Source organism: Bradyrhizobium sp. BR 10289 (genome assembly GCF_019455385.1).
GTDB lineage: Bacteria > Pseudomonadota > Alphaproteobacteria > Rhizobiales > Xanthobacteraceae > Bradyrhizobium.
In genome coordinates, this window is the sequence record NZ_JACOFR010000031.1 from 71,202 (window position 1) to 86,004 (window position 14,803).

The following is a 14,803-nucleotide window of genomic DNA, read 5'->3' on the forward strand; positions in this document are numbered from 1 at the left end:
TGTTGCCGTTTTTTCACGATGCTACACCGCAGGCTTGCGCCCCACAATCAGGACGGTAGCCGAAGATCGATCCATCCGGTTTGCGCGATTTCCTCGAACGTCCAATGTCTTCAATGTGATAGACAGCCCTCTTCCCCAGCCCTCCAAACGGCTGTTGCCGAGCACATGCTTTTGACGCAACACGGGCTAGAATAGCACTCTCAGCGAATCCAGTTCAAAACCCATGCCCGTCCGTCAACTTCCAGAGCAAGTCGTCAACCGCATCGCCGCCGGTGAGGTGGTCGAGCGCCCGGCGAGCGTGGTCAAGGAACTGGTCGAGAACGCGATCGATGCCGGCGCAAGCCGGATCGACGTCTTCACCGACGGCGGCGGGCGGCGCCGGATCGGCATCACCGACGACGGCAGCGGCATGACCGCGAAAGACCTCGCGCTCGCCGTCGAGCGCCACGCCACGTCGAAGCTCGACGACGAGGACCTGCTCCAGATCCGCACCCTCGGGTTCCGCGGCGAGGCGCTACCCTCGATCGGCTCGGTCGCGCGTCTGTCGATCACGACGCGGCACACCAGCGAGCCGCATGCCTGGGCGCTCAATGTCGAGGGCGGCGAGAAGTCCGAGATCATGCCGGCCGCGCTGGCGCACGGCACCCGCGTCGAGGTTGGCGATCTCTTCTACGCGACACCGGCCCGGCTGAAGTTCCTGAAGACCGACCGCACCGAGGCCGAGGCGATCCGCGAGGTGGTGCGGCGCCTCGCCATGGCGCGGCCCGACGTCGCCTTCACGCTCGCCGGCGAAGAACGCGCGCCTGTCACCTGGGCGGCCGCCCTGCCCGGCGCCGCCGGCCGGCTGACGCGGCTCGGCGACATCCTCGGCGCGGAGTTTCGCAGCCATGCCTTCGAGGTTCATGCCGAACGCGAGGGCGTGGTCGTCTCCGGCTATGCCGCGGCCCCCGCGCTGACCAAGGCCAACGCGCTCGGGCAATATCTCTTCGTCAACGGCCGCCCCGTCCGCGACAAGCTGATCCTTGGCGCCGTGCGCGGGGCCTACGCGGACTACCTGCCGCGCGACCGTCATCCGGTGCTGGCGCTGTTCGTCACGCTCGATCCGCGCGAGGTCGATGCCAACGTGCATCCGGCCAAGACCGAGGTGCGCTTCCGCAACGCCGGCCTCGTGCGCGCGCTGATCGTGCACGGGTTGAAGGAAGGGCTTGCCCGCGAGGGCCGCCGCACGGCCGCCAACAGCGGCGAGAGCGCGTTGGCTTCGTTTCGACCCGCGTTCACGCCACAGCGTCCGGCAAGCTGGGACTGGCGCGCCTCGCCATCCGCCCCGGTCGCGCCGATGCCGTCATTCGACGGCGCCGCCGCGCCCGCCTTCGCCGAGCGCGCGCAGGCCGCGTTCGATGTCGGCGCGCCGAGCGCGGACATCAGGTTCGAGACGCAGCCCGTGGCCGATCTTGTCGACCGCCCGCTCGGCGCGGCGCGTACGCAGATCCACGAGACCTACATCGTCTCGCAGACCCGCGACGGCCTGATCATCGTCGACCAGCACGCCGCGCATGAGCGCATCGTCTACGAGCGGCTAAAGGCCTCGCTCGCCGAAAACGGCGTGCAGCGACAGATCCTGCTGATCCCCGAGATCGTCGAGATGGACGAAGCCACGGTCGAGCGCCTGCTTGAGCGCAGCGAGGAGCTGGCCTCATTCGGCCTTGCGATCGAATCCTTCGGCCCTGGCGCGGTCGCGGTGCGCGAGACGCCCTCGCTGCTCGGCAAGACCAATGCGGGCGGCCTCTTGCGCGATCTCTCCGAGCACATGGCCGAATGGGATGAGGCCCTTCCGCTCGAACGCCGCCTGATGCACGTCGCCGCCACCATGGCCTGTCACGGCTCGGTCCGCGCCGGCCGGAGATTGCGGCCGGAGGAGATGAACGCCCTGCTCCGGGAGATGGAGGAGACGCCGAACTCCGGCCAGTGCAATCACGGCCGGCCGACCTATGTCGAGCTGAAGCTGAGCGATGTGGACAAGCTGTTCGGGCGGAGATGACGGGTGAGGCTACGGCTTCCTCAAAAACACGAACTCCGTATCGTCATACGCACGCCGCTCCAATTCCTCGTACCCGTCCGGCGTCACGAATTGCGCGGCCTTCGCCTCTTCCACCACCAGCAGTGCGCCGGGCGTAAGCCAGCCGCCGTCGCGCAAGCTCGCCAGTGCTTTCTCCGCAAGACCCTTGCCATAGGGCGGATCGAGGAACACCAGCGAGAACGGCTCGACCGGATGCGCGGGGCCGAGGTCGGTCGCATCGCGGCGATAGACCTTTGTCACACCGCCGAGTCCGAGCGACTCCACATTGTTACGGAGCAGTGCCCGCGCCTCGGCGCCGTTGTCGACGAACAGCGTGAACTTCGCGCCGCGCGAGGACGCCTCGATGCCGAGCGCACCGGTGCCGGCGAAGAGATCGAGCACGCGCGCATCGGAAATCGGATCGTCATAGGCGTGCACGAGGATGTTGAACACGGACTCGCGCAGCCGGTCCGCCGTGGGGCGGATGTCGCGCGAGGACGGTGAGGCGAGATTGCGCCCCTTCAACCTGCCGGCGACGACGCGCAAGCTAGTCCTCCTGCGGCGTCAGATCGCGCTTGCCATGATAGCCGCGCTTGGGACGGCGCGGCGGGCCGTAGCCGCTCGCCTCAGCCTCGTTGCGCTCGCGTGCCTCCTCGCTGCCGGTGCGCTGCACCAGCACGCGGCGCCCCTTCCGGTCGTTGATCACGGCGCGCTTGCTGGCGGTCTTCTTCTCGCTCGGTGCGTCGTCGACACGCGACGAGGATTTCGAGGGCACGTCGAACTGCGCGCCCGACTTCTCGATCACCTTGTCACCGAGCTGATCGCGCAGCACGCGCGAGCGGACCTCCTCGACCTGGCCTTCGGGGACCTCGCCAAGCTGGAACGGGCCGTAGGAAACGCGGATCAGCCGATTCACCTCGAGGCCGAGATGGGCGCAGACGTTGCGCACCTCGCGGTTCTTGCCTTCGCGAATCGCGAACACCAGCCAGATATTGGCACCCTGGTCGCGCTCCAGCGTCGCTTCGATCGGACCGTATTTGACGCCCTCGACCTCAATGCCGTTCTTGAGCTGGTCGAGCTGCGCCTGCGTGACATCGCCATGGGCGCGGACGCGGTAGCGACGCAGCCAGCCGGTGTCTGGCAATTCGAGCGTACGCGCGAGGCCGCCGTCATTGGTGAGCAGCAGCAACCCTTCCGTGTTGAAATCGAGCCGGCCGACGCTGATCAGCCGCGGCAGGCCTTCAGGCAGATTGTCGAACACGGTCGGACGGCCCTCGGGGTCGTCATGCGTCGTCATCAGCCCGCGAGGCTTGTGATAGAGGAAAAGCCGTGTGCGCTCGCGCTCCGGCAACGGCTTGCCGTCGACCAGCACGACGTCGTTCCTGGTGATGTCGAGCGCGGGCGAGTTGATGACGCGGCCGTTGACGGTGACGCGGCCCTGCGTGACCATCTCCTCGGCATCGCGGCGCGAGGCAAGCCCCGCACGCGCCAGCGCTTTCGCGATGCGCTCGCCGGCCTTCTTCGGCTTCGGCGCCTCTTCGCGGCGCGGGCGTCCCTCGACATCGCGATCACGGTGGCGATAAGCGCCGCGGCCGCCGAAAGCCGGGCGCTTCTCGAAGATCCGGCTGTCGTCCTCGTTCTCGCGGCGCGGACGGTCGCGGAAGCGGCCCTCGCTGCGCGGATGCTCCTGCCAGTCCATGCGGCCCTCAGGCCGTCCCTCGCGCGAACGGTTGAAGCGCGGACGATCCTCGCCGGAACGTTCTTCGCGCGGGCGCGAGAAGCGCGGACGGTCGTCACCGCGGCCGCCGTCGCGACGATCGTCGCGCTTCTGCCAGGGCTTGTCCTCGCCGCGGTCGCGGCCGCCGAAATCCTTGCGCGGCCCGCGATTCCCACGGTCGCGTTCGCGATCGCCTCCGCCCCGCGAGAACTTCCGGTCCTCGAACTTGCGTTCGGGACGGTCTCCACGCGGCTTGAAGCTGCGCTCGCCACGATCCTCACGCGGCCCGCGATCCCCACGGTCGCGTTCGCGATCCGGCCCGCCCCGCGAAAACTTCCGCTCGCCGTCGAACTTGCGCTCGGGACGATCGCCGCGAGGCGCATAAGGACGCTTGTCGCCAAACTTCCTCTCACCAGCGCGGCCGGCCGGACGCGAGTCGTCGCGATCCCGGCGCGGTGGACGGTCGTCGCGGCCATAGGACGGGCGATCACCGCGCGGCTTGAACGGCCGCTTCTCGCCATCGCGCGAGGCGCGGTCGGAGAACGGACGGTCGCCACGCGGCTTGAAGCTGCGCGCCTCACCGCCGCGGTCGTCACGCTTGAAGCGCGGACGGTCGGAGAAATCGCGGCGCGGGGCATCGCCCTCCTCGCGGCGGCGGAAGGGACGGCCCTCGCGGTCGCCTCTTCCCTCGCCCTTGCCCTCAAAACCGCGCTTGGCGAACTTCTTGTCGGGGCCGCGCGGCTTGCCGGAGCGGCCGCCTTTGGGGGGGCCTCGCCGGCCGCGGGAATCGTTGTCTTTGTCGCTGTCGCGAGGCATGAATAATCTCACTTCAAGGGGGCGGCGCGGGAGCATTGCGCGCGCTCGTCTCGAGCCGCATGCTCAGGCAAAACCGGTATTCACTCTTGCTGAAGGCGCAGCTACTAGCAGGTTTCTTCGGATGATACGAGGCTTGAAAGCCCCCTCTTTCATGGATTTGGCGCTCAAAACGGCCGAAAATGCCGGAAAGGCGGGCGAAGTTCCGATCGGATGCGTGGTGGTCCGGGGCTACGAGGTCATCGCCACCGCGGCGAACCGGACGCTGACCGATTACGACCCCACCGGCCATGCCGAGATCGTCGCGCTGCGCGAGGCCGCGAAGAAGATCGGCAGCGAGCGGCTGGTCGACTGCGACCTCTACGTGACGCTGGAGCCCTGCACCATGTGTGCGGGCGCGATCTCCTTTGCAAGGGTCCGCCGGCTCTATTACGGCGCGGCCGACCCCAAGGGCGGCGCGGTGGAGTCGGGCGTGCGGTTCTTTGCCTCGCCAACGTGTCACCATGCGCCGGACGTCTATTCGGGCGTCGGCGAGAGCGAGGCGGCGCGGCTGCTCAAGGAGTTCTTTCGCGAGCGGCGGTGATTGCTCCACACTCCGCTGTCATGCCACGGCTTGACCGGGGCATCCAGTACGCCGCGGCTTCTCAGCTCAATCACGACCGCCTCTGGAATACTGGATCGCCCGGTCAAGCCGGGCGACGACAGTTGAATGCTGGGCGGACTGCGCGGGTCTCAAGCCGAGAAGAACGTGCGCAGCGCCTTTGCCGTGACATCCGGATTCTCCTCGGTGAGGAAGTGGCCGGACTCCACAGGCATGCCGTCGACGTCGGTCGCCCATTGCTTCCAGGTGTCGAGCGGGGTGGCCGCGGCTTGCGCGATGCCGGCATTGCCCCACAGCGCGAGCATCGGGACCGTGATCTTCTTGCCGGACTCGAAATCGGCCTTGTCGAGATCGTAGTCGAACGTGGCGCCGGCGCGGTAGTCCTCGCACATCGCGTGGATGCGGGCGGGATCGCGGAACGGGGCGATGTAGTGTTCGAGCGCGCGCGGATCGATCGCATCCAGCGTCTTCGACTTGGTCTGGCTCGCCATCTTGAAGCGCAGGAAGAACTCGCCCTGGCCTGCGATCAGCGTCTCCGGCAGCGGCGCGGGCTGGGCCAGGAACGTCCAGTGCCAGATCTTCAAGCTGTAGGCGCGGTTCATCCGCTCCCAGTAATTATAGGTCGGCAAGATATCGAGCACGGCAAGTTTTGACAGCCGGCCGGGATGATCGAGCGCCAGGCGATACGACACGCGGCCGCCGCGGTCGTGGCCGGCGAGCGCGAAGTGGACGTGGCCGAGCTTCTCCATCATCTCGACCATCGCCTTCGCCATCGCGCGCTTGCTGTAGGGAATGTGCAGCGCATCGCTCTCGGGCATGTCGGACCAGCCATAGCCCGGCAGGTCGGCGATGATCAGCGTGAACTTGTCGGCGAGCTCGGGCGCGACGCGGTGCCACATCACATGGGTCTCGGAGAAGCCGTGCAGCAGGAGCAGCGGGGGCCCCTTGCCGCCGACGCGGGCGAAGATGCGGCCGAACGAGGTGTTGATCCATTCGGAGGCGAAGCCGGGATAGAGGTCGGCGAGATCGGACATCTTGCTGCATCCTTGTTGGGGTCGGTTGCGGAGCTGCTCTCGACAAAAATTCGAAAACAACCCCATGCACAGTAGCGGTATTATCAGCGGGGTCGCTAACCCCAACAGCTGATTGCGCATTTCTGGGATGCCGGGATGACGCCCGGATGTCGACAGTCCGGATCGGCGCGCACCACCCGCCGTCCGGAATGACGGCTCAGCTCTTCGCCTTCTCCGCTTCCACCGCCTGCCAGCCGATGTCGCGGCGGCAAAAGCCGTCAGGCCAGTTGATCCGGTCGACCGCCTGATAGGCGCGCGCCTGCGCTTCCGTGACGGTCTTGCCCAGCGCGCAAACGTTGAGCACGCGTCCGCCATTGGCGAGGATTGCGCCGTCCTTCGCAACCGTGCCGGCATGGAAGATCTCGACGGTCTCGACCTTGGCCGCGTCATCGAGCCCCTCGATGCGCGTGCCCTTCTGGTAGTCGCCGGGATAACCCTTCGCCGCCATCACCACGGTGAGCGCCGTCTCCGGGTGCCAGCGCAGGTCAAAATTCTTCAGCTGGCCGTCGCAGGCGGCGAGGAAGGCCGGCACGATGTCGCTCATCATGCGCAGCATCAGCACCTGGCATTCGGGATCGCCGAAGCGGACGTTGAACTCGAACAGCTTTGGGCCCTGCGTCGTCAGCATGATCCCGGCGTAAAGGATGCCGCGGAACGGCGTGCCGCGCTGCTTCATGCCGGCCACCGTCGGCAGGATGATCTTCGCCATGATCGTGTCGTGGATGGCAGGGGTCACCAGCGGCGTCGGCGAATAGGCGCCCATGCCGCCGGTGTTCGGGCCGACGTCGTGGTCGAACACGCGCTTGTGGTCCTGCGCGGAGGCGAGCGGAATGGCGGTCTCGCCGTCGCACAGCGCGAAGAAGCTGATCTCGCGGCCCGGCAGAAACTCCTCGATCACGACCTCCGCGCCGGCCTCGCCAAAGCCGCCCTCGAACATCATGGCGATGGCCTCGTCGGCCTCGCGCACCGTCTTGGCAACCACGACGCCCTTGCCGGCGGCAAGCCCGTCGGCCTTCACGACGATCGGGGCGCCCTGGCTGTGAACGTAATCGCTGGCATCCCTGGCATTGGTGAAGCGCTTGTAGGCGCCGGTCGGAATGCCGAATTCGGTGCACAGCGCCTTGGTAAAACCCTTGGAGCTTTCGAGCTGCGCCGGGATCTTGTTGGGCCCGAACGCCTTGATGCCGGCGGCCGCGAGGTCATCGACGATGCCGGCCGCCAGCGGCGTCTCCGGCCCGACCACCACCAGCTCGACCGCATTCTTTTTGCAGAAATCGATCACCGCGGCATGGTCGGCGACATCGAGCGCCACGCACTCCGCGTCCTTCGCGATGCCGGCATTGCCGGGCGCGCACCAGAGTTTGGTCACGAGGGGGGAAGCAGCGATCTTCCACGCCAGGGCATGTTCGCGGCCGCCGGAACCGAGCAGGAGAATGTGCATCGAGGGCTCGAAAATGAGGGGTTTGCTGGGGGCGGAGGTCGCACGAATCGGGGGGCGGCTCAAGGGGGATGGCCCCCGAACTCACCGTCATCGCGCCGGGTCCGTATTGCAACGGCTCTGGCTCAACGGCGCAGCCGTACCAAAGCGTTGGCACGCAGAAAGAGCAGCCAATTCCGGAGGCGAGCAAACGGCGAGACGCGAATAGGAACGTACCGATGGCGGAAGGCTTGATGGCTCAAAGGAGTGCCATCATGAACATCTCCCGTTTTGCCCTCGTCATGGCCGTCATCCTTCCCTGCTCCGCGTTCGCTCAAGGCGGCGGTGGAGGGGGAGGTGGTGGTGGAGGTGGCGGCGGAGCTGGTGGCGGAGGCGCAGGCGGAGCATCGTCTTCAGCCGGCGGCGCGGCAGGCGCGGCCTCCTCGTCAGGCACGGCAGGTGCAGCAGCAACATCTCCATCCGGTTCGGTGGGGACCGGTGCTGCGGGAACGGGTACTGCAGGGACTGGCGCCGCAGGGACTGGCGCGAATGCAAACGCGACGACGGCCCCCGGCGCCAATGCACCGAACCTCAACAACGGATCGGCCACCGGAAACGTCGCGGGCGGCAACGTCAACAACCCCGCGTCCGCCCGATCCGGTGCAAATCTTCCCACCGGGAGCGGGAATGGACTGACGACGGGAGGTGCGCCCGGCACGAACACGGCCGGCACGGCAGCCCCGTCCGGTTCGCCCGCAAACGCGCAAGCGGCTCCCGCGGGCGGCATCGGCAGGCCGATGACACAGGACGAAAGGGGCAGTGACGACAAGATCGATCAGGAGAACAACCGCGCCGACAAGATCGTGGGGAAGATTTGCAAAAACTGCTGAATGGCACCCTGTGCATCGTTTTCGCCGCAGCGCTTGGGTTGAATGGGCCTGCCGAGGCCAGACACCACAGACGGCATGCGCACCCCGCCGCTGCAGCGACAAGCGGGCCCAATGCCACGAAGCCTGCCAGCGATCTGCCTCGCGACCCCGCCGACATAGCCATGGAGAAGAAGATCAAGAGCATCTGCCGCGGCTGCTGAGCGCAACGGCTTTGGCCAAGCGGGCCGCCCGGGTTGGCTAAAAGCAAGCCTACTCCCTAAGCCTCAGAGAGCCTCTGTTGTAATTCTAGAGCCAAAGCACTCGTGACATATTGGTGCACTGTCAACGTAAGCCCCGCGATTACGGTGAGCGGGGGTAGAGAAGTGATGGGTTTCGCAAGAGGTCAACCCATCCTACGAGCTGATCCAGCTAGATCGCTATTGCCCGGCTGGCCACTCTCGTTGAACCTGAAGTTTGCCATTACCATCCACCAGCACCCGACAATAAGCAACGTAGGGCAGCGTATCGAGCCCTGTGGCCCGCAACCTTAACTGAGTGCTCTCGCCGACGTTGAAAAGGGGACGCGGCTCAGAAAGGGCAAGTGTCGCGAACGAGTCTGAACAATCGTATGACGCCTTGTCGCGGGCCTCTCCGTACTCAATCAAAGGTATGAACACGTGATCACCGGGCGCTAAAATTACGTTCTCTCTTAGAACAATCGGGAAGGTGAGGCCGGAGGCGACCTCTGAAGACTCGAGCATGACTTTACAATTCGTCAACGCTTTAGGCCCGATGTTTTCCAGCTTCAGATTTAACTTTCTTCGCAACTGATGCAGGCCGTGTGCTTCGAGCGCCGAATAACCGTCGCGCCCTCCGAACGTGACCATTAACGATGAGATTGCCCGTGGGCCGACCGATCCAAGAGCGGGCCAATAGCGCTCGATCGCTGCGCGGCTTGTCATTAATTCCAAATAAAAATAGGAGGTCTCATCGGAGCCAGAACGAACATTGGACTCCGTTTCTGGCGCGCCCCTGAGAAGGCTGAACCAATTTATACGGTGGTTGAACCAAAATTCATTAGGAATTGGTTCGTGAACGCCCGAAGCGGCCTTCTTGCCCCAAACAGGAATTTCTCCATCGGCTACCGCCTGCAATAGTTCGTCGTACTCTCGGCTTCCGCTTACGTCGGGTGAACCTGCCGCTGCAACAAAACGCTCTCCCCACCTCCGAAAACATATGTAGCCAATAGCCTCGCCCATACTTACATCGCGACAGACAGTCGGCCCTTGCTTCGCTGCGGCTTGAAGGGAGATAACCTTGTCTCTCTCTCGACGCCAAACGCTATAAGAAGCCGCCCAGATGCAGACGAAAGCGGTTATCGCTAGCAGCACTTTGCCCATCGTGTTCTCTATCCAAAGCGCGGCGATTGCGGCGGGCACACTGAGCGGACCACTCATGCGGGAGAACCACTCGGACCAGATCGCGCGAAAGAACTCTAGGAGGCTCCAAATCGACTTTGGCATTCAATGTTCCGCGTTAATTGCACAGTCATTGAACTTACGTGACACTGCTGGACTGCACCCCTGAAGGAGCGGATGTACGAACACAACACGCAAAGAAGCAGAAGCCAACACGTTGGCTTCTGCCTCCCTGCTTCAAATCAGGGTCTTGATGATTGCTGCCAAGCCAAATAGACAAGCTGCAACATTGATCCTGATTTCTACAGTGATGCGAGGTCTATTCATCTGAAAGCCCTCGGATCACGCCGGCGCAATCCGTTGGGGTTGCGTGGAGCGCCCAGTATCAACGGCAATCAACCGGCCGTTCACTGGAGTATCGGCCCATCTAGCAGCGTTCTAGAACCGCGCCTGATGGCCCCTTGTCGCTCCCGGGTATCCATTCGCGGGTTCGCCTATTGTGGAGCGAGGGCGTCCGGGCCGGGCAAGGAGATGCGGCTTATCCTCGTACATTGCGCCCTTGCGATCGGGGGCTGGCAGGAGGGGCCGCGTGCATTCTGGCGACTGATTCTTGCTTTTGTCCACGCACCACGATCTTCTTGCCCACCGGTAGAACTACGGTGCGCCGACCCAAATATTTTGGAAGATTACCGTAACGATCCAGTCCAGCGCGGTCACCATATTCACCGCATCAGTCATTCGCACCGATATCCGTAAAAAGAAACCCCGCCGGCGTCCTGGTGAAGACGAAGATGAGGTCGCCGCAGAAGACGAAGTAATTGTCGTTGTTCTCCTGATCGCGATCGTAGACGGCCTTGCCGCGCTGGAGACAGGCGCGATTTTTCGCTGTGAACGTGGTCGGATAGGTCTTGGCGCGGAATTGCGCGGCGTCGGCGATTGCCTTGTCGTTCATGAACGGCAATCGCGTCATGCCGGCGACGGCGGCGGAATCGTCGGTCTTCAGCGCCGCGCGAAACTTCTCGATGAAGCCATCGAATTCCTTCTGCACGGCCGGAGAAGGGACGGCGTTCTTCGCCTGGGCGACGGCGGGAGCAAGGCTCACGAGAGCGGTTGCGAGTATCACTCTCGGCAATATTTTCACGGGTCGGCTCCGTCCATCGGACAATCAAGTCTGCCGGCCGAAAGAAATCCGTGGTGGTCTGTTCCGTCAAGGGCTTTCTGGCTAGCTGGCGCAGCGTTGGCGCGAGTGGCGAGGATGCACTGTCGCCGTAGTCCGTAATTCCTTGGGCGCGGCGCTCCTCTTCCCTTCTCCCCTTGTGGGAGAAGGTGGCATAGGCGGCCTACGGCCGCTGTCCTTCCAAGACGCCGAAGCGAAGCTTCGGCTATGGCGCCGGACAAGGGGTTTCCATCCACACGCATCGACGCTCGCCGAGAGAACCCCTCACCCGAGTGAGCCTGTGTCTGCCAGCGGAGATGCCCTCTCCCACAAGGGGCGAGGGCGCGGCAATGCGCATCGTGCCCGCCGGGCTACCTCTGCTTGCCCCAGATGATCTCACCGTAATCTGCGAGTTTCCATCCACGCGCATCGACGCTTGCCGAGAGAACCCCTCACCCGCGTGAGCCTGTGTTTGCCAGCGGAGATGCCCTCTCCCACAAGGGGCGAGGGCGCAGCAATGCGCATCGCGATGACGGCCGGGCTAACCCGCTGCCTTCCGCCCCGCCACGAGGTAGTTCAGCGCGCCGCCCGCGTGAGAGTAGGTCCGATCGGCGATCGACTTTTCGAATCTCTCGGCGCCGCCCGTGACCGAGGCCCAGAGCGCATCGAACCGGGCCTCGACGCCTCCGCCGGCCAGGAAATAGCGGCGCGTGTCGTCGCGAGACCATATCCAGAAATCGCGCGCTTCGAAATCCTGGCGCTCCTCCAGCATCGCGCGTTGTTCGGGCGTGCCGTAGGGCGGCAGGAAGGGATTGGCCTTGTCGTTGAGATAGACGACGATTTCTTCGAGCCCCGCAGCTTTGAAAAGACCCGGCACGACATCGCCCACGGAATTGTTGCCTTCACCGAGCGCCGCCTTGCCTCGCTCGCATGTCAATTGAAGTTCGACGCCCGACAGGATCTCCTCGACCGGGTCGTTAAAGGCGTTGGAATTCAAAACGAGACTGCTCGCGACATTGTTCGGCTCGGAGGCGAGCACGAGACCGCCGGGACGCGCCACCCTTGTCATCTCCGCGATCACCGCGCCGGGATCGGCGACATGGATCAGCACGGTCTGGCAGGTCACGAGATCGAAGCTCGAATCCGGAAACGGCAGCGTTTGCGCGTCCGACGCCCGATATTGAAACCGATCGGACAGCCCGCGCGCCGCGACACGCTCGGTTGCCTTCTCGATCCACAATGGATCGCGATCGATGCCCGTCACGCGCGCGTCGGCAGGGAGCGCGGAAGCAAGCACCTCCGTCCAATGGCCGATCCCGCAGCCGACGTCGAGCACATCGTGCACGCGGTCGAAGGCCAGGCGGCGGCCGATCAGCGCGATGTAATCGAGGTTCCACCAATAGTCGCGCGTGTCGCCGAAATATTCGGCCGAGTGCGAGTCCAGCGTTCGGAATTCGTTGGTCATAACACCCCCAGTTACGGACGGGAGAACGGTGATCATGCACAAAGCCCAGGGCCTTGGCTGCCATCATTTGGTGCATTGTCAGCGTTGGCTTCGGCTTCCATCTGCACGTGCCGGCGTTCGCGGAGAGAACCCCTCACCCGAGTGAGCCTGTGTTGGCCAGCGGAGATGCCCCCTCCCGCAAAGGGCCGCGGCCATCCCCGCAATGATCTCCTGCAATGTCGCGACGTGCCCTGCGAACGCCCCGGCCGGCGGCGGTGGCGGTCACCGTGGCCTGCGCGAATTCGGGGCCTGAGGCGAGCGGCAGCGGGTTCAGGGTGGCGCCGGGCGGCGAAAATCCTTAACGTCGTCCAGAAACCCCAACATGCCGAATCGATTGCCGATGCCGCCCGCGGAACAACTTCACAACGCGCCCGAATTCACCGTTTCCGAGCTGTCCCAGTCGCTGAAGCGGACGGTGGAGGACACCTATGGCCATGTCCGGGTCCGCGGCGAGATCTCGGGCTTTCGCGGCGCGCATTCGTCCGGCCATTGTTATTTCGCGCTCAAGGACGAGAGCGCCAAGATCGAGGCGGTGATCTGGAAGGGCGTGCACGGGCGGATGCGCTTCAAGCCCCAGGAGGGGCTGGAGGTGATCGCCACCGGCAAGCTGACGACCTATCCGGGCTCGTCGAAATACCAGATCGTGATCGAGGCGCTGGAGCCGGCCGGCATCGGCGCGCTGATGGCGCTGATGGAGGAGCGCAAGAAGAAGCTCGCCGCCGAGGGCCTGTTCGACGAGGCGCGCAAGCAGCTGCTGCCCTGGCTGCCGGAGGTGATCGGCGTCGTGACCTCGCCGACCGGTGCTGTCATCCGCGACATCCTGCATCGGCTGGAGGATCGTTTCCCCCGCCGCGTGCTGGTGTGGCCGGTGAAGGTGCAGGGCGAAGGCTCTGCCGAGCAGGTCGCGGCCGCGATCCGCGGCTTCAACGCGCTTCCCGAGGGCGGCAAAATTCCGCGGCCCGACGTGCTGATCGTTGCGCGCGGCGGCGGCTCGCTGGAGGACCTCTGGTCGTTCAACGAGGAGATCGTGGTGCGGGCAGCAAGCGAGAGCATGATCCCGCTGATCTCGGCGGTGGGCCACGAGACCGACATCACGCTGATCGATTTCGTCGCCGACAAGCGCGCGCCGACGCCGACGGCGGCGGCCGAGATGGCGGTGCCGGTGCGCAGCGAATTGTTCGTCGAAGTCGCCGATCTCGGGCGCCGCACCCGCGCCTATTGGCAGCGCGCCCAGGAAAGCCGCCGCAGCGAGCTGCGCGCCGCCGCGCGCGCGCTGCCGGCGGCCGGCGATCTCCTGGCGATCCCGCGGCAACGGCTGGATTCGGCGGGCGCGTCCCTGCCCCGCTGCCTCAAGGCCAACACCCATGCGCATTTCCGCAGGTTCACCGCGGCGAGCGCGAAGCTGACGCTGCGGGTGCTGCACGGCCAGATCGCGCAGGCCGATCATCGCCTGACTGTTTGCGGCGAGCGGCTCGGCCTGTCCGCCCGCTCGCTGCTGCGGCGACGGCGGGATCGTTTTGCCGGGCTCGAGGTGCGGCTGCGCGCCTCAAAACTCTCCAATGCGCAGGCGCAGCGCAACGCGATTGCCCGCCAGCGCGAGCGCACGCAGCGGCTCTCCGAGCGCGCCGGCCGCGCGCTGGTGACGCTGCTGCAGCGGCTCGAGGCCCGCGTCGAGAACAGCGGCAAGCTGCTGTCGGCGCTGTCCTATCGCAGCGTGCTCGCACGAGGATTTGCGCTGGTGCGCGACGAAGCCGGACATCCGCTGCACGCGGCGGACGCGATCGGTCCCGGCGCAAGGGTCGAGATCGAGTTCGCGGACGGCCGTGTCGGTGCGACCGCGGATGCGGATCGTGCAGCGCCCGCGGCAAAGCGTGCGCCGGCGCAGCCGAAGGCCGCGGCGCAGGAGACAAAACCCGCGCCGAAGCGCGTGGGCAAGCCGGTGGATCAGGGCAGTTTGTTCTGAGGCGCGAGGACGGCGCTCCGCCCTCGCTGTCATTCCCCGCGCAGGCGGGGAATCCAGTACGCCGCGGCTTCTCGGTGAATCACTGACGCCTCGGCCTACTGGATCGCCCGGTCAAGCCGGGCGATGACAGCCGAATGTGGGGCGCGCGCGTGCCACAAGCTCGTCATTGCTGTGCATGTTCACTAATTCGCTGATCGAATTCATCCTGTTGAGGGA

General features: G+C 65.3%; 10 protein-coding genes. 3 read left to right on the forward strand and 7 right to left on the reverse strand.

Going from position 1 to position 14,803, the window contains the following annotated elements; genetic code table 11:
* The first annotated feature begins 223 nt into the window (after positions 1-223).
* Positions 224-2,038: a DNA mismatch repair endonuclease MutL gene (mutL, locus tag HYH08_RS33345; protein WP_220014058.1), complete on the forward strand. Its 1,815-nt coding sequence runs from the start codon at positions 224-226 to the stop codon at positions 2,036-2,038.
* Positions 2,039-2,047: 9 nt separating this feature from the next.
* Here mutL and rsmD read toward each other — a convergent pair whose 3' ends face one another.
* Both rsmD and HYH08_RS33355 read right to left on the reverse strand, forming a co-directional pair.
* Positions 2,048-2,602 carry a 16S rRNA (guanine(966)-N(2))-methyltransferase RsmD gene (rsmD, locus tag HYH08_RS33350; RefSeq protein ID WP_220014059.1) on the reverse strand — a complete coding sequence of 185 codons (555 nt, stop codon included), beginning with the start codon at positions 2,600-2,602 and terminating at the stop codon, positions 2,048-2,050.
* 1 nt (position 2,603) lies between these two features.
* Complete coding sequence (locus tag HYH08_RS33355; protein ID WP_220014060.1) at positions 2,604-4,589, reverse strand: pseudouridine synthase; 1,986 nt, start codon at positions 4,587-4,589, stop codon at positions 2,604-2,606.
* Between the two features lie 121 nt (positions 4,590-4,710).
* On the opposite strand from HYH08_RS33355, the gene HYH08_RS33360 reads away from it, so the two are divergent.
* Positions 4,711-5,169, forward strand: a complete 459-nt coding sequence (locus HYH08_RS33360) for a nucleoside deaminase (RefSeq protein ID WP_220014071.1) — start codon at positions 4,711-4,713, stop codon at positions 5,167-5,169.
* A gap of 149 nt (positions 5,170-5,318) precedes the next feature.
* On the opposite strand, the gene HYH08_RS33365 is transcribed toward HYH08_RS33360, so the two are convergent.
* The 5 genes from HYH08_RS33365 to HYH08_RS33385 form a co-directional block, all read right to left on the reverse strand.
* Positions 5,319-6,221, reverse strand: coding sequence for an alpha/beta fold hydrolase (locus HYH08_RS33365; protein ID WP_220014061.1), 903 nt, complete (start codon positions 6,219-6,221; stop codon positions 5,319-5,321).
* Between the two features lie 196 nt (positions 6,222-6,417).
* Positions 6,418-7,701 carry a phosphoribosylamine--glycine ligase gene (gene purD, locus HYH08_RS33370; protein ID WP_220014062.1) on the reverse strand — a complete coding sequence of 428 codons (1,284 nt, stop codon included), beginning with the start codon at positions 7,699-7,701 and terminating at the stop codon, positions 6,418-6,420.
* A gap of 1,282 nt (positions 7,702-8,983) precedes the next feature.
* Positions 8,984-10,069: a hypothetical protein gene (locus HYH08_RS33375; RefSeq protein ID WP_220014063.1), complete on the reverse strand. Its 1,086-nt coding sequence runs from the start codon at positions 10,067-10,069 to the stop codon at positions 8,984-8,986.
* Between the two features lie 625 nt (positions 10,070-10,694).
* Positions 10,695-11,066 (reverse strand): hypothetical protein, encoded by a 372-nt coding sequence (locus HYH08_RS33380; RefSeq protein WP_220014064.1) that lies wholly within the window; start codon positions 11,064-11,066, stop codon positions 10,695-10,697.
* A 595-nt stretch (positions 11,067-11,661) separates the two neighbouring features.
* The gene (locus tag HYH08_RS33385) at positions 11,662-12,585 is read right to left on the reverse strand and encodes a class I SAM-dependent methyltransferase (protein WP_220014065.1); all 924 of its coding nucleotides are present in this window, start codon (positions 12,583-12,585) and stop codon (positions 11,662-11,664) included.
* 361 nt (positions 12,586-12,946) lie between these two features.
* On the opposite strand from HYH08_RS33385, the gene xseA reads away from it, so the two are divergent.
* Positions 12,947-14,587: an exodeoxyribonuclease VII large subunit gene (gene xseA / locus HYH08_RS33390; protein WP_220014066.1), complete on the forward strand. Its 1,641-nt coding sequence runs from the start codon at positions 12,947-12,949 to the stop codon at positions 14,585-14,587.
* The last annotated feature ends 216 nt before the right edge of the window (positions 14,588-14,803 follow it).